This window comes from Streptomyces sp. CA-243310, assembly GCF_050936775.1.
Lineage (GTDB): Bacteria > Actinomycetota > Actinomycetes > Streptomycetales > Streptomycetaceae > Streptomyces.
This window is the reverse complement of record NZ_JBNJMF010000001.1, coordinates 3,032,495-3,047,180: the sequence shown is the minus strand read 5'-3', so window position 1 is coordinate 3,047,180 and position 14,686 is coordinate 3,032,495. Positions and strand designations below refer to the sequence as shown.

At 73.7% G+C, this 14,686-nt stretch carries 11 protein-coding genes; 4 read left to right on the top strand and 7 right to left on the bottom strand.

Translation table 11 applies throughout. The annotated features are described in order from the left end of the window. The first annotated feature begins 40 nt into the window (after positions 1-40). Both ACQEVM_RS13625 and ACQEVM_RS13620 read left to right on the top strand, forming a co-directional pair. Positions 41-418, top strand: coding sequence for a VOC family protein (locus ACQEVM_RS13625; RefSeq protein ID WP_433078339.1), 378 nt, complete (start codon positions 41-43; stop codon positions 416-418). A gap of 78 nt (positions 419-496) precedes the next feature. Then, a complete protein-coding gene (locus ACQEVM_RS13620; protein ID WP_433078337.1) occupies positions 497-1,606 on the top strand; it encodes a MerR family transcriptional regulator in 1,110 nt (369 codons plus the stop codon). A 94-nt stretch (positions 1,607-1,700) separates the two neighbouring features. Here the strand turns inward: ACQEVM_RS13620 and ACQEVM_RS13615 are convergent, their stop codons facing one another. Then, positions 1,701-3,788 carry an ATP-binding protein gene (locus tag ACQEVM_RS13615; RefSeq protein WP_433078335.1) on the bottom strand — a complete coding sequence of 696 codons (2,088 nt, stop codon included), beginning with the start codon at positions 3,786-3,788 and terminating at the stop codon, positions 1,701-1,703. 94 nt (positions 3,789-3,882) lie between these two features. After that, a complete protein-coding gene (locus ACQEVM_RS13610; RefSeq protein WP_433078333.1) occupies positions 3,883-4,593 on the bottom strand; it encodes a FadR/GntR family transcriptional regulator in 711 nt (236 codons plus the stop codon). A 159-nt stretch (positions 4,594-4,752) separates the two neighbouring features. On the opposite strand from ACQEVM_RS13610, the gene ACQEVM_RS13605 reads away from it, so the two are divergent. Together ACQEVM_RS13605 and ACQEVM_RS13600 are read left to right on the top strand one after the other, a co-directional pair. Continuing rightward, on the top strand, positions 4,753-5,232 hold the full coding sequence (locus ACQEVM_RS13605) for a gluconokinase (protein ID WP_433079989.1): 480 nt from the start codon (positions 4,753-4,755) through the stop codon (positions 5,230-5,232). Positions 5,233-5,407: 175 nt separating this feature from the next. Further along, positions 5,408-6,805, top strand: a complete 1,398-nt coding sequence (locus ACQEVM_RS13600) for a gluconate:H+ symporter (protein WP_433078331.1) — start codon at positions 5,408-5,410, stop codon at positions 6,803-6,805. A gap of 27 nt (positions 6,806-6,832) precedes the next feature. On the opposite strand, the gene ACQEVM_RS13595 is transcribed toward ACQEVM_RS13600, so the two are convergent. The 5 genes from ACQEVM_RS13595 to ACQEVM_RS13575 all read right to left on the bottom strand — a co-directional run bounded on the left by ACQEVM_RS13595 (position 6,833) and on the right by ACQEVM_RS13575 (position 14,502). After that, the gene (locus ACQEVM_RS13595) at positions 6,833-7,042 is read right to left on the bottom strand and encodes a hypothetical protein (RefSeq protein WP_433078329.1); all 210 of its coding nucleotides are present in this window, start codon (positions 7,040-7,042) and stop codon (positions 6,833-6,835) included. Beyond that, positions 7,039-8,274 (bottom strand): hypothetical protein, encoded by a 1,236-nt coding sequence (locus ACQEVM_RS13590; protein WP_433078327.1) that lies wholly within the window; start codon positions 8,272-8,274, stop codon positions 7,039-7,041. Before ACQEVM_RS13590 ends, ACQEVM_RS13595 begins: the two co-directional genes overlap by 4 nt. Before the next feature lie 115 nt (positions 8,275-8,389). Beyond that, positions 8,390-9,757 (bottom strand): cytochrome P450, encoded by a 1,368-nt coding sequence (locus ACQEVM_RS13585; protein ID WP_433078325.1) that lies wholly within the window; start codon positions 9,755-9,757, stop codon positions 8,390-8,392. A gap of 234 nt (positions 9,758-9,991) precedes the next feature. Further along, a complete protein-coding gene (locus ACQEVM_RS13580) occupies positions 9,992-10,714 on the bottom strand; it encodes a hypothetical protein (RefSeq protein ID WP_433078323.1) in 723 nt (240 codons plus the stop codon). 224 nt (positions 10,715-10,938) lie between these two features. Then, positions 10,939-14,502, bottom strand: coding sequence for a S8 family serine peptidase (locus ACQEVM_RS13575; RefSeq protein WP_433078321.1), 3,564 nt, complete (start codon positions 14,500-14,502; stop codon positions 10,939-10,941). Between the last annotated feature and the right edge of the window lie 184 nt (positions 14,503-14,686).

Genomic DNA, 14,686 nt, shown 5'->3' with positions numbered 1-14,686 from the left:
GGCCCGTACTCCGGGGCCGCTGCCGATCGTGGAGGTCGTGATGGACATCAAACTGGAGCTGGTCGCCGTCCCCGTCACCGATGTCGACCGGGCCAAGGCCTTCTACGAGAAGATCGGCTTCCACGCCGACCACGACGTCACGGTCAGCGAGGAGATCCGCTTCGTCCAGTTGACCCCGCCCGGATCGGCCTGCTCGATCGCACTGGGCAGGGGACTCACCCGAATGGCCCCCGGGTCGTTGGACAACATGCAGGTCGTGGTCACCGACATCGAGGCGGCCCACGCCGATCTTCGGGGGCGGGGCGTGGAGGTCACCGAGGTCCAGGACATGCCCTGGGGTTCCTTCGTGTACTTCTCGGACCCCGACGGGAACGGCTGGGCCGTCCAGCAGACGAAGCCCCGCCCGGCCGCGTCCTGACCGCTCCGCGACTCCCCCGGGCGCCGGCGCGTCGGATGAGTTGACCTTCAAGTGGGATGAACGTCGATGATCGCGGTCATGGACGACAGCACCTCCGATCTGATGGGCATCGGCGCGTTCGGCCGCCGTGTCGGGCTCGCGCCGAGCGCCCTGCGCTTCTACGACGACTGCCGCGTATTGCTCCCCGCCCACGTCGACCCGGTCACCGGCTACCGCTCCTACTCCCCCGACCAGCAGCCGCGCGCCACGCTCCTGCGCGGGTTGCGGGAGGCGGGGTTGGCGTTGACCGACGTGGTCGCCGTACTCGACGGGACGCCCGAGGAGGCACGGGCGGTGCTCGAACGCCACCACGTGGCCGTGCGGGAGGCCCGGCGCGCCACCGACGCCGCGCTCGGGGCGGCGCTGGAAGGGCTGCCGCCCGGACCGGGCGGCACCGAGTTCACCCTGGGCGGGGCCGAGCTGGCGAGCGCCGCCCGGCAGGTGGCCCCGGCCGCCGGGCGGGATCCGGCCCACCCCGTGCTCGGCCGCGTGCTCGTGGAGTTCGACCGGGACGAGGTCCGCTTCGTGGCCACCGACCGCTACCGGATCTCGCTGCGCACCCTGCGGCCCCGCGCGGCGACCGGGCCGCCGGGGCGGCTGCTGATCGACGCCGACACGCTGGTCGCACTCGGGACGTGGACCGCCCGGGCCGCCGAGGTGACCTTGGTGGCGCGACCCGGCGGCGCGACCCTGACCGTCCGCCATCCGGGCGGGACGCGCGAGGTGCCGGTGGCCGGGGGCACCTTCCCCGCCTATCGGGACGTGCTCGCGGGCCTCCCCGCCCCCGCGCACCGGGTGGTCGTGGAGCGGGTCCGGCTGATCGCGGCGCTCGACGCGTGCGGGGACTCCTCGGCCGTCGCCCTGGAACTCGGCCGCGACCGTCTCCTCGTCGCCCTGCCCGACGGGACCCCGGCGCCGATCGAGCCGGCGGCCGTACGGGAGGACCGGGAGCCGGTGCGGATCGGCTTCGACCCCGCCGTGCTGGGCGCGGCCCTGGAGGCCGGCGTGGGGCCCGACGTACTGCTGGAGTTCTCCGAGGTCACCGGTCCGGTCCTGGTGCGATCCGCCGACCAGGGCAGTTTCACCACCCTGGTGATGCCGGTCGCCCTCCCGCCCGGCCACCCGACACCGCCGAGGACGTCCGCGTGAACCCGGGGAACCCCGTCGTACGGCTCGGCGTCCACCGGATCCGTTCGCAGGGGGGCCGGATCCGATTTCGAGGGGGATCGGGCGCCGCGCGGTGTCAGCCGTCGTACGGGTGCGGCCGGGTCCGCAGGGCGTGCCCGTGGCGTACACCTTCCCGGAAGGCGGCCTCGTAGGCCTGGTCCCCCAGCGCGCTGCGGGCGGTGCGCTCGCATTCCTCGCGTACGGGGCCCAGTTCGGGGGTGCCGCGCTGCGGGTGGCCGACCGCCTGCCAGTACGCGTGGCCCGCGCCGTACGCGTGCGCCGCGCCCGCCTCGTCGCCCGAGGCGGCCCGGGCCGCCGCGAGCAGGTCCAGGCCGAGGGCGGTGCCGAAGCTGTCGCCCAGTTCCCGCTTGCTCTCCAGCATGGCGCGGGCGTGGCCCGCCGATTCGTCCGGCCGTCTCTCGAACAGGCAGATCAGGGCGAGTTGGTACTCGGCGTACGCCCGCGTCCAGTGCTCGTCGCGGGTGACACAGCCGGACCGCAGCCGCTCGGCTTCCGCGCGGGCGTCCGCGAACAGGCCCAGCCCGGTGAGGGCGAACACCCGTACCAGGTGGCAGCGCAGTCGTGGCGCCGAGTCGAAGGGCCGGCCGGGGATGGTCTCCAGGACGTTGTCGGAGACGATGCGCGCGGCCAGCGGCCTGCCGGCCAACAGGTGGCTCAGGCCCAGCAGGTAGGCGGCGTCCAGGGCGGGTCCGGGCGTGTGCTCGAACTCGCCGGCCAACGCCTCGCAGGCGAGCGCGAGTTGGTGCGCCTGCTCCTTCTCGCCCTGGAGCAACAGGGTGACCCCGAGGGCCCACAGGGAGCGGACCCGCCCCTCAGCGGGCACGTCTTGGGGTCGCGCGGTGGACAGCGCGCGCTCCAGGTAGCCGCGGGCCGCGTGCAGGTAGCCGCTACAGGCCCAGAAGAAGCCGACGCGCCCGGCCAGTTCCAGGGCCTGCTCGGGGGTGGTCGCCAGCGTGTGGTCGAGGGCGGCGCACACGTCGCCGTGCGCGAGGGCGATCCGCCGGTAGGCGTCGCGCTGGCCCGGCCCGAGCCAGTCCCGCTCGGCGGCGCGCACCAGTTCCAGGAAGTACCCCGCGTGCCGGGTCCGCAGGGCTTCGCGCTCCCCGACGGCGTCCAGCCACATGGCTCCGTACTCGCGGATCGTGTCGAGCATCCGGTACGTGGCACCTTCGGCGTCCGGGTCGACCGCGCCGTCGTCGGTTCGGCGTACGACGGACTTGGCAACCAGCGCCGCCAGCAGCGGCCCGGTGTCGGCCTCGGTGAGCGGGGCGGCGGAGCAGACGGCGCGCACGGCCGTCGCGTCGAAGGAGCCGCCGAACACGGACAGCCGCAGCCACAGCAGCCGTTCGCGTGGCTCGCACCATTCGTGGCTCCAACCGATGGCGGTGCGCAGGGCGCGGTGGCGGGCCGGCAGGGCGGATCCGTCGCCGGCGAGCGGGCCGATCCGACGGGCGAGCCGCTCGGCGAGTTCCTCGACGGTGTGGTCCGTCAACTGCGCGGCGGCGAGTTCCAGCGCGAGGGGGACTCCTTCGAGGCGGGTGCAGATGGCCCGGGCGGCCTCGGTCCGTTCCTCTCCCCAGGGCGGGGCCTGCGTGGGGTCGGCCTCGCCGGCGCGGTCGGTGAACAGGGCCAGCGCCTCCACGGCGTTCGCGTCGTGGGGCAACGATCCCAGTTCCAGGACGCGTTCCCGGTCCGATCCCAGTGATTGACGGCTGGTCAGGAGGATCACCAGGTGCGGGGCGGCGTCCAGGAGGTCCCGTACGAGGGAGCGCACGGCGACGATCAGGTGTTCGCAACAGTCCAACACGAGGAGGAGTCGACGCTCCCCGATCCACTGCCGGACCGCCTCACCCAGGGTGCGGGGGGTGTGGTCGGCGAGGTCGAGGGCGTCGGCGACGATGTCCACCAGCAGCCGGTCGTCGGGCAGGGGCGAGAGGTCCGCCCAGTGGATCCCGTCGGGGAAGGAGTCACCGGCTCCCGTCTCCAGCGCCTGCCGGACCAGGCGGCTCTTCCCGACGCCCCCCGGCCCGGTGAGGGTGATCAGTCGGCTCCCGGCCAAGGCCGCTTCCAGCGCGGCCAGTTCGCCGTCCCGCCCCACGAAGGAGGCGGGTCCGCCGTCACTTCTCTCGGTATGTCCCCACACGCGCCCAGTGTGGCGCACGGTGCGCGCTTCTCGGGCCCGTCGGGGAAAAACGGCCGGGACCTCGCGGGTGGCCGGCGGACGTCCGGCGGGTCGGTCAGGGGGCGAGCACGTCGAGTTCCTCCAGGGCGCCCACCGCGATCTGCCGGGTCAGTGCCTCGGCGCGGGCCGCGTCCCCCTCCCGAACCGCTTCCGCGACCCTCACGTGCAGGGTGACCGCGGCCGGGTCGGGGTCGTGGAACATCACCGCGTGCTCGGTGCGGCCGGTCAGCACCTCGGCGACGACGTCGCCCAGTCGGGCGAACATCTCGTTGCCGGAGGCGTTGAGGACGATCCGGTGGAAGGCGATGTCGTGCCGCAGGTATCCCTCCAACTGGTGACCGCGGGAGGTGCGGACCATGCCCAGGGCGGCCTCGGTGAGCCGGGCGCACTGTTCCGGGGTGGCCAGCGCCGCCGCAAGTCCGGCGGCGGCCGGTTCGACGGCCGAGCGCAGCACGGTGAGGGAGCGCAGTTGGCGGGGTCGGTCGGTGCCGGCGAGCCGCCAGCGGATGACGCGCGGGTCGTAGACGTTCCACTGGTCCGCCGGGCGCACGGTGACGCCGACCCTGCGACGCGACTCGACGAGTTGCATCGACTCCAGGACTCGGACGACCTCGCGGACGACGGTGCGGGAGGCGTCGAAGCGGTCGGCGATCTCGTCGGTGCGCAGGACGCTGCCGGGCGGGGATTCGCCGGCCGTGATCGCGAGACCGAGAGCGTCCAGGACACGGGAGTGAAGCCCCTGCACAGGACTGCCTTCAGTGGTCATGGCGTAAGCGTACGGTGACCGCCGATCGAACAATAGATGTGATGTATCCCCCCACCCTCTTGAATAAGTACTACTTAATGGGCTTCAGTGGTGCCGCACGAACCGATGTCGACGAGGACAGCGAGGTAGGACGTGAGCTCCCAGCGCGTCATTGTGGTGATGGGTGTGGCCGGCACGGGCAAGACGACCGTGGGCCGACTGCTCGCGGAGGCCCTCCGTGTCCCCTACGCCGAGGGCGACGTCTTCCATCCGGAAGCCAACGTCGCCAAGATGTCGGCGGGCACCCCGCTGGACGACGCGGACCGATGGCCCTGGCTGGACGCCATCGGCGAGTGGATCCGTCGCGGCGCGGACCTGGAGGGCGGGGTCGTCGCGGCCTCGTCCCTCAAGCGCTCCTACCGCGATCGGTTGCGGAGCTTCGCCCCCGGGGTGGTCTTCGTCCACCTCACCGGCGAACGCCCCCTGATCGAGCGACGGATGGCGGAGCGCAAGGGACATTTCATGCCCACCACCCTGCTCGACTCGCAGTTCGCCACGCTCGAACCCCTACAGCCGGACGAAGCCGGTGTCGCCGTCGACGTCCGCGGCACTCCCGAGGAGATCACCCACCGGGCACTGGAATCCCTGCGCCGGCTCTGATCCGCGAGGGATCCCGGAGCCACCGCACGGCCGGCCCGGGGCCCCGCACGCCCTCCCCCGGGCCGTCGCCTGCCCGCGAGCCGGCCACACGGCGCCCCGGGCCGCCCCGCCGTACCCGACATCACGCAACACCACTCACCGCCACCGAAGAGCCACGAGTTAAGGAACCGTCACCGTGACCGGTCTCAGCGTCGAGACGTTGGCAGCGGCCGCCCCCGGACCCATCACCTCGGCCGGGCACGCCCAGCTGGGCGTGGCCGTCCTCGCGGGCATCGCCGTCATCGTCCTGCTCATCACCCGCTTCAAGCTGCACGCCTTCCTCGCCCTCACCGTGGGCTCGCTCGCCCTCGGTTCGTTCGCGGGCGCACCGCCGGCGAAGACCATCGCGAGCTTCACCGCCGGCCTCGGCGCCACGGTCGCCGGTGTCGGCGTACTCATCGCGCTCGGCGCGATCCTCGGGAAACTGCTCGCCGACTCGGGCGGCGCCGACGAGATCGTGGACACGATCCTGGCCCGCGCCAAGGGCCGGGCGATGCCCTGGGCCATGGTGCTGATCGCCTCCGTGATCGGGCTTCCGCTCTTCTTCGAGGTCGGGATCGTGCTCCTGATCCCCGTGGTGCTGCTGGTCGCCAAGCGCGGCAACTACTCCCTGATGCGGATCGGCATCCCCGCCCTCGCCGGACTGTCCGTGATGCACGGGCTGATACCCCCGCACCCGGGCCCGCTCGTCGCCATCGACGCACTCCACGCGAACCTGGGCGTCACCCTCGCCCTCGGAGTGGTCGTCGCCATCCCGACAGTGATCATCGCCGGGCCGCTGTTCTCCCGGTACGCCGCCCGCTGGGTGGACATCCCCGCGCCGGAACACATGGTCCCGCAGCGCCAGTCGGCCGAGTTGGAACACCGCCCGCGGTTCGGGGCGACCGTGTTCACCGTGCTCCTCCCCGTGGCCCTGATGCTGGTCAAGGCGCTCGTCGACATCGTGGTCAACGACCCCGACAACGGTGTCCAGCGCGTCACGGACGTGGCCGGCTCACCGCTGATCGCACTCCTCGCGGCCGTGCTGGTCGGCATGTTCACCCTCGGCAGGGCGGCCGGGTTCACCAAGGAGCGACTCTCGTCCACGGTGGAGAAGTCCCTCGCCCCGATCGCGGGCATCCTGCTGATCGTGGGCGCGGGGGGCGGCTTCAAGCAGACGCTCATCGACGCCGGGGTCGGCCAGATGATCCTGGAACTCTCCGAGAGCTGGGCCGTGCCCACGCTGCTCCTGGCCTGGCTCATCGCGGTGATCATCCGCCTCGCCACCGGCTCGGCGACGGTGGCCACGATCTCCGCGGCCGGCCTGGTGGCCCCGATCGCCGCGGGCTCGTCGACCACGGAGACCGCCCTGCTGGTGCTGGCGATCGGGGCGGGCTCGCTGTTCTTCAGCCATGTCAACGACGCCGGGTTCTGGTTGGTCAAGGAGTACTTCGGGATGACCGTCGGGCAGACCGTCAAGACCTGGTCGGTGATGGAGACCATCATCTCGGTGGTCGGCCTGGGCTTCGTCCTGCTGCTGTCCCTCGTCCTCTGAACCGGGCGGGCGGTGGTCCCGTCCGGTTCAGGCGTGGGGTCGGCCGTCGAGCTGTGCGGCGGCCAGGGCGAATCCGCCCGCGGCGGTGGCACAGCGCTCCGCGAGGGCGGCGACCTCGGCGCGGAAGGCCTCGGCCGCCGGGCCCTGGTCGCGCAGGTCCTCGGCGGCGGCCCGCAACCGACGCGCGTGTGCGCGCAGAACCGCGCAGTGCGTGCGCAGGGTGGTGGTGTCGGTCATCGGGACCACTCCTCGCCGTCGTGGATCCGGATCAGGCGGCTGTCCGTGATCCGGGTCCGGAAACGGGTCGGTGCGGCGTACGCGGGGCGTCGTGAGCGCTGTCCGTACGCGCCGGTCAGCCGGAACACCCGGGTCCGGGGGTCCGCGGGGCGTCGTGCGGCGCCCCGGGAGTCCACGGCGAAGACGTGCGTGACCGGGTAGACGGTGGTGAAGTCCCGGCTCCCGGCGAGGTGCAGGGCGGTGCTCCCGCCCAGGCCCCTTCCGAACAGGGCGAGTTCGGTGCCGGAGGGCACGAGGGCGCGGACGGCTCGGGCGACCGCGTGCGCGTACGAGATCTCCGGTCCGTCGGCCACCGCGTGCGCATCCACACCGGCGGGCGTCGCGCCCGCCCCGGGCGTCCCCGGTGGTTCGGCGAGGTGGATGACGTACCGGAGGGCTCCGTCCGGGCCGACCACCTGCTGGACGAGGAGGGTTCCGTCGGCGCCGAGCGAGGCGAGGTTGCGCACGCATCCGGCGACGGTGCCGCTGGTGTCGAGCCGGTCGAGGAGCCCGTCGGGGCGCTCGGGCCCCCCGGCGGGGCGGGGGCTCCGGGCGAAGAGGGCGCGGGCGGCGGCGCCGAGACCGAGCAGGGGTTCGGCGGGCATCGCCCGTCCGATGGCGATCTGCCAACCGGCGTGGTCGTTGAAGGGGTTCTCGTCGGTCAGCGCGTGCCAGGCGAGGAGGTCCGCGAAGGACGGGGAGAGCAGCGTGAAGGCGCGTTCGGCGCCCTGGACCCGCATCAGCTCGCGGAACAGTCGGACGGCCTCCGCCTGCCGGCCCTCCTCGACCGCCTTGAGGATCCCCGCCGCGTCCGGATCCGTGAGCAGCTCCGGCCGGCCCGCGCCGGCCGCCCGGATGCGGGCCTTGAGACCGCAGACGGCGAGGCTGACGGCGAGGTTCTCCCGGCCGGTGAGGATCCCGGCGAGCCACCCGGCCCGGGCGACGCCCCGGCCGCGCGGCGCCCAGCCGAGTCCCGCCGGGTCGGTCAGGGTGCGCAGCAGGGTGCGCCAGCCGAGCCGGCGGGGGCCGGACCGGCCGAGCGCACTGACCGGCAGGCGCCCGCCGAGGGCCAGTTCGGAGGCGTGGCGGGCGGCTTCACCGACGGCGTCGGCGGCCTCCGCCAGCGCGCGGCACACGGCGTGGAGCAGCTCGGGATCCGGGTCGGTGGACGCGGTGGTCGCGGCGTCGGACATGGGTTCCTCGTGGGGTCGGTACGGCGGGCGGGCGAAGGGGCCGGGCGACCGCGGCACGGGTGGGCGTCGGCCGGGCGGGTCGGCTGCGGAGCAGGTGCCTGGGGCGCGGTCGGGGTCAGCGGCGGGTGATCGTGAGCCGGATCCGCCTCGGATCCAGCGCGGCGGGCAGCGGACCCACCGGATGCAGGGCCGGTCTGCCGTCCCGGACGCGGTGCCCGCGCAGCAGTTCGGCGCAGAACGCGGACACGACGAGCAGGCCCAGCCGGTCTCCGGGGCAGCGGCCGGCTCCGTGGCCGAAGGGGGCCATCCGGAGGTCCGCGCGGGATCCCGGGGAGGTCCATCTCCCGGGCACGAAGACGTCCGCGGCCGGCACGTGCTCGGGGTCGCGCTGGTGGAACAGCGCGGGCAGGAGCACGGGGGTGCCCGCCGGATGACGCACGCCCCGCCACTCGGTCTCGGTCCGGGTGACCCGGACCAGGTCCGGCACCACCGGGTAGAGGCGCAGCGTTTCCTGTACGCAGGCCCGCAGCCGGGGCAGTTCGCCCTTGGCGGCGTCGCCGGACCGTGCCTCGGTGGAGGCCGCCTCGTGTTCGGCCGGGTGGGCGGCGAGCAGCAGCAGGGTGCGCAGCAGGGTCGCGGGGACGGTGTCCAGGGCCCGCAGCCAGTGGAGGGCCTGGCCGATGGGGTCGAGGGTGCCGGCGGGGTCGGGGTGCCGGCGGGCCCGTCCGACGAGGGTGAAGGGCTCGGCGGCGGCGGCGTACCGGGCGATGCGCGCGGACGCCTTCTCGTGGAGGGTCTCGGCGGCGCGGTTCTTGCGGTGCGCCCCGCGGTCACCGCCGGCGTCGAGTCGGTCGAGCCAGCCGGCGAGTTCCTCGTCCCCGGCGGCCGTGTCGCCCAGCACCATGCGGCGGGCGGCCCGGGTCACGATGTGCCGGGCGCGGGCGAGTCCGAGCGTGGGGGAAGCGCCCAGCCGGCCCGCCTCGTCGGCGATGACGGCGAGGAACGGGCCGCAGGAGGGGTGTACGGGGCTGCCCGAGGCCAGCACGATCTCGTTGACCTCGCGGCGGTGTTCGCGGAGGTCGTCGTGGTCCTCGGGGCGGGTGGGACGGCCGGCCGCGGGCGCGCCGGGTGCCCGGCACTTGTCCGGCGGGCACGTCGCGAGTTCGCTCGGGGGCGCTTCGTGGAACCGGGGCAGGTCGAGTGGGTCCAGGAGGACCAGCGTGGGGCCGGTCGGGCCGCGCAGCAGGACGGGTGCGCCGCCGTGTCGGGCCCGCAGGGCGCGCAGGGTGGCGGCGGGCCAGCGGGGCCGGCCGGCGCCGGGCGCGGGGCGGAGCAGTCGCGCGGGCGGGCCCACCAGATCGCGTACGAGCACGGGCAGGGTGTGGGTCGCGGCGAAGCGTACGGCCTCGACCCGGCCGGCCCGTGCGGGGCGGCCACCCTCGGTCGGGGCCGCCTGGCCTCGGGTCGTGGTCGACTGGGTCATGCCGGGACCACCTTGCCTGGGTTGGACAGGCGCTTCGGGTGGGGAAAGCCGCCGAGGGGCGGGCGGCTCGCCGTACCTCCGCACAGCCGGAAAGCAACGGTCGGTGACGTCGGGATCACCGTACGTCGAGCACGGGGGGTGCGCGCTCCGAGTGCTCTGCGGGAGTGGACCGAGGGACCGGCGGCGGGTGCGCGGCCGTGCGGGTCGCGTTCATCCGGCCAGGCCGGCGCCGCCTCACTTCGCGGTGGGAGCGGTGGGCGCGGTGAACACGGCGTCCCGGAAGGCGGTGCGCAGTGGTCCCGTGCCGTGTGCGGGGAGGAGGGCGGCCCAGCGGTGGTGGCGGGGCGAGACCCAGACGGACGGTCCGTCGCCGTGGGCCCAGACCCCGCCCGCGACGGGGTGCCAGAGCAGGCCCCGGGCGGGGGTGAGTTCCCCGGTGCGGATGCGGAGGGACTCCGCGGTCCAGGAGCGGCTGACGGGGTGGTCGGCGGTGGAGAGCAGGTGGCCGAGGAAGCGGCCGAGGTCGCCCAGGGGTGCGTGCAGGGAGCCGCCGGCGAAGCGGGTCCGGCTCATGTGCAGGGGTTGCCAGACCCGGGCGGTGGCGCATTCGGCGAGCGGTTCGCCGCAGAGGTGTTCGGCGAGCCGGGTCAGTGCGGGCACCCCGTCGGGGTGGGTGAGCAGCTGGTGTGCGGTGGTCTTGCCGGAGGTTCCCGCGGCGGCCGGGCCGTAGGCGGCGAGCGGGGTGTGCAGGGCGAGTTCCCCTGCCGTGACGAGACTTCCGATGACGGGCCACAGCGCCAGCACGGCGGCGAGCCGGCCGACGTCGGACGGGGCGTCCCCGTCCCCGCCCGCGGCGTGGGTGCCGTCCGGGCCGCCGACCGCCCAACGGGCCTCGGGGTCGCCGACCCGTACGAGTTCGTGGATCCGCTGTTGCGTCTGGTCGTCCGGCACCGTCATGGTCGCCCACGCTAACGGCGCCGGCCCCCGGCCCTCCGTGCCCGCTCCGGCGCGGCCGTCGTCCGCCACCCGGATGCCGGTACGACAATCCGTGCGCGACGTCGCCGCGGGCGCGAAAGGGGGCGGGACACCCGTGGGTGTCCCGCCCCTTCGCGTGTCCGGCCGGCGAGGTGCGGGCCGTTCGGGTCGGGCCCGGGCCCGACCATCGGACCCGGGCCGGCCCGTCAGGTCCGGTCGGGCCGGTCCGTGACGCGCAGGGTGTTGAGCAGGGGCTTCCCGTAGCCGTTGTGCGTGATGAAGCGGACGTTGAGCACGCCGTCCGTGACCGTCACCGTGTAGGAACGGGTCAGGGCCGTGTAGGTGCCGGCCTCCAGGGAGACGTCCAGGGACGGCAGGACCTGGGTGCCCTCGGCGATGACGTCGAAGACGCGCTTGTTCGGCTTGGTGTTGGAGAGCTCCGCGAAGCCCAGCTCCACCGTGTAGGTGCCGTTCGGGACGTTGTCGAAGCGGTACTCGTACATGCCCTCGCGGGCGTTGCGGTACAGCCTCTGGTCGTCCGTTCCGGCGATGGTGCGGCCGGTGGACTGGACGGTGGCGTTGCCCTGGTAGCCGTACGACCCGGAGGTGTACTTGCGGTCGGGCGACCAGCTGTCACCGATGGCGTCCGTGCCCGCGTAGTCGGATCCCGCGTCCAGGGCGACCTGGTAGCGGGGGACGACGACCTTGACCGGGACGGTCAGGACCGGTGCCCGGCCGCTGGCCGACGTGATCTTGAGGTCCGCGGTGAGGACCGTCCCCGCCGTCAGGCCGGCCGTGTCCACCGTGAGGGTGAGCGGTGCCTTGCCGCCGGTGGGCAGGGTGCCCGCACCGGGAGTGGCGGTCAGCCAGGGCGCGTCCTCGGTCACCGTGAACGCGGTGCCCAGGCCCGGGTTGGTCAGGTCGAGTGTGCGGGTCCGCTTCTGGTTCGCGGGGAGCACGACCTCCACCGCCGACTTGGCGGCGGTGACCTTGCCGGTGCGCAGGGACTGGGTGACGGAGGTGACGTCGGCCGGCTTGACGTCGACCGTGGCGGTGGCGGACTCGTACGAAGGGGCCGACAGCGCGACGGTCCGTGCGCCCGAGGGGGTCTGGACGACGTAGCCGCCGTCCGCCGCCGTGGTGGCGGAGACCGCCGTGTCGCCGGTGCCGACGGTGACGGTGGCGCCCGCGACGCCGTTGCCGTCGTTGGCGTCGAGCACCCGACCGGCGACGACACCGCTCTTGGTGGTGCGGAAGGCGATGGACAGGCCGTCCGAGACGACCGCGGTGTTGAACGAGTACGTGAAGGCGTCGGTGCCGGTGGCGTTCTCCACGCCGATCGTGGCGGTGGAGCCGCCCTTGATGCCGGTGCCGCCCGTCCCCTTGTAGGCGTAGGAGACGGTGCCGTCCTCGCCGATGGAGGCCGAGAACGAGAACGTGTCGGCCTGGGCCGACCAGTGCGACACATTGCGCCACTCGATGACGTAGGTCCGGTGCGGAGCCGTGCCGGTCACGGCGGTGAAGACACCGGATCCGCTGCCGGCGGCGCCGACGACCAGGTCGTCCCAGAACGGGTAGAGGGCCGCGTTCGGGGTGGCCGTGCTCGGGAGGTCGCCGTTGATGTCGCCGGTGTTGTTGCCGCCGAAGCTGACGGTGCCGTTGGTGCCGATCCACGCCTGGCCGTACGTCTTGCCGTACAGCGGCAGCGGGAAGGGCAGGTCGACGCGCTCGGTGGTGTTGTCACCGGTCAGCGCGAGCTGTCGGTCCCCGGCCGCGTAGGGGCGACCGCTCGTGGTGGCGCAGGCGTAGCCGTAGGCGTCGGTCCGCTCGGGGAGGTCCACCGCGACGGTGGTGTCCCCGGCGACGGTGACGTGCGCGCTGCCACCGGTGACGCAGCGGGAGGCGTGGGTGGCGTTCACGTCGTACGTGCCGTGCGGCAGGGTGACCTCGAAGCGGCCCTGCGCGTCGGTGGTCGCGGTGACCGGGGTCTCGGCGACGGTGACGACGGCGCCCGCGACCGGACCGCCGGCGGCGGAGACCGTGCCGGCGAGCTTGGCGGAGGCGGCCTGGGTGAGGGTGAAGTCACCGGTGGCGGTGGCGTTCTCGGTCACGGTGGCCGTCGCGGTCTGTTGTCCGTAGCCGAACTTCGACGCGGTCAGGGTGTACGCGCCCACCGAGAGGGAGCCGAAGTTGTAGGTTCCGTCGGCGGCGGTGGTCGTCGTGCGGTCGATCGGACCGTCGGCGGTGATCTTCACGCCGGCGACGGGCGCGTCACCGGAGCGGACGGTGCCGCCGAGTGCGCCGATCGCTCCGCGCGGGGCGCCGTTGACCGCGGCGAGGGCGTCCAGCCTGCCTTCGCCGAAGACGTTGTTGTCGGCGGCGGTGCCACCGCACTGGCTGCTGTCGGTGTCCGCGGCGGTGCCGTCCAGCAGGGCCTCGGTCTGCGCGATGTCCCCTTCGAGGGCGGGCGCGGCGGACCAGAGGAGGGCCACGGTGGCCGCGGTGTGCGGGGAGGCCATCGAGGTGCCGGAGAAGGCCTCGTACCCGCCGCCGGGCACGGAGGAGCGCACGTTCACGCCGGGGGCCGCGATGTTGGGCTTGACGATGCCGCCGGGGCCCGCGCCGCGCGAGGAGAAGGAGGCGATGGCGCCGTTGATGTCGAAGGCGCCGGAGCTGTAGGAGCTCGCGTAGTCGCCGGGCGATCCGCTGGTGGCGCAGCTCGGGCCGGAGTTCCCGTTGGAGAAGGCCGGGAAGATGCCGGCGGCCCGCCAGGTGTCGACGATCTGCTGGTACCAGTCGTCGTGGGCGGCGCTGCCCCAGGAGTTGTTGACGACGTGCGGGGCCAGGTCCGGCCGCGGGTTCTGACCGTTCAGGTCGGTCGGCGCGACGATCCACTGGCCGGAGGCGAGCAGGGAGGCCTCGGAGCAGGAGTTGGTCTCGCAGCCCTTGGCGGCGATCCACTTGGCGCCGGGGGCGACGCCGATCTTGTTGGCGCCGCCGTCGTCGCCGACCATGGTGCCCATGGTGTGGGTGCCGTGGTCGTTGTTGTCGCAGGGCGCGGCGCCGGCGCAGACGCCGGCCGGGTCGAACCAGTTGTGGTTGTGGTCGTACGACCCGTCGGCGTTCTTGCCGCGGTACTGGTTGTTGACGGCCGGGTGGGTGTAGTCCACGCCGCTGTCGATGTTGGCGACGACGATGCCTTCGCCGCGCACGCCGAGCTGGTCCCAGACCTGGGGGGCCTTGATCCGGTCGATGTTCCATTCGACGGCGTCGGCTGCGGTCTTCTCCCGGCTGCCCTCGGCGGGCTTGGGGAGGGACACCTTGTCGTCGGCGTCGATCCGGGCGACCTCGGGGCGCTGCGCCAGGGTTCCGGCGAGCTTCTCGCTGCCGACGACCCGGACGGCGTTGACGATCCAGAACGAGGTGTACTCCGCCTTCGCGCCGTCCAGGGCCTTGATCACGGCGGCCTGGCTGCGCGCGGCATGGTCCTTCTTCACCCGCAGAACCGTTTCTGCCTTGGCGGCGCGGGTCTTCTGCTTTCCTGCGGCGGTGAGGTCGGCGGCGCTGTCGAGATACACCCAGAAGACGGCCTTCGCGGAGCCGTCGAGCTGGGTGCGGAGCTTGGGTTCGATCTTGCGCTCGGCGGCCCCGGGGGCGGGGCCGGGCTCCGGCGCGGCCGCGGCCACCCCGGCGCCGATGGGTAGGAGCAGGATCGAGGCGAGAGCGGCGAGCGCCGCGCGCAAGGATCGTCGTCTGTCGCGTTGTGCCACGTGTGGTCTCCTCGGACGCCGTGTGCAGGTTGTGCGGAAAGGGCGTGCGTGGTGCGGGGAAAAGGCGTGCGTGATGTGCGCGGGTCATGTTGATCGAGGGGTCATGTGCATTACAAGAGGGCCTATTGAGCCGAGTCGCGGGCCGGCCGGGTGGCCCATGTCGGTCGACCGCGCCAGCCTGGGG

Coding starts and splice junctions, on each gene's coding strand:
- ACQEVM_RS13625 (WP_433078339.1), top strand. CDS start 41: ATGGACATCAAACTGGAGCTGGTCGCCGTCCCCGTCACCGATGTCGAC.
- ACQEVM_RS13610 (WP_433078333.1), bottom strand. CDS start 4,593: ATGACCACTGAAGGCAGTCCTGTGCAGGGGCTTCACTCCCGTGTCCTG.
- ACQEVM_RS13585 (WP_433078325.1), bottom strand. CDS start 9,757: ATGACCCAGTCGACCACGACCCGAGGCCAGGCGGCCCCGACCGAGGGT.
- ACQEVM_RS13580 (WP_433078323.1), bottom strand. CDS start 10,714: ATGACGGTGCCGGACGACCAGACGCAACAGCGGATCCACGAACTCGTA.
- ACQEVM_RS13590 (WP_433078327.1), bottom strand. CDS start 8,274: ATGTCCGACGCCGCGACCACCGCGTCCACCGACCCGGATCCCGAGCTG.
- ACQEVM_RS13620 (WP_433078337.1), top strand. CDS start 497: ATGGACGACAGCACCTCCGATCTGATGGGCATCGGCGCGTTCGGCCGC.
- ACQEVM_RS13595 (WP_433078329.1), bottom strand. CDS start 7,042: ATGACCGACACCACCACCCTGCGCACGCACTGCGCGGTTCTGCGCGCA.
- ACQEVM_RS13605 (WP_433079989.1), top strand. CDS start 4,753: ATGGGTGTGGCCGGCACGGGCAAGACGACCGTGGGCCGACTGCTCGCG.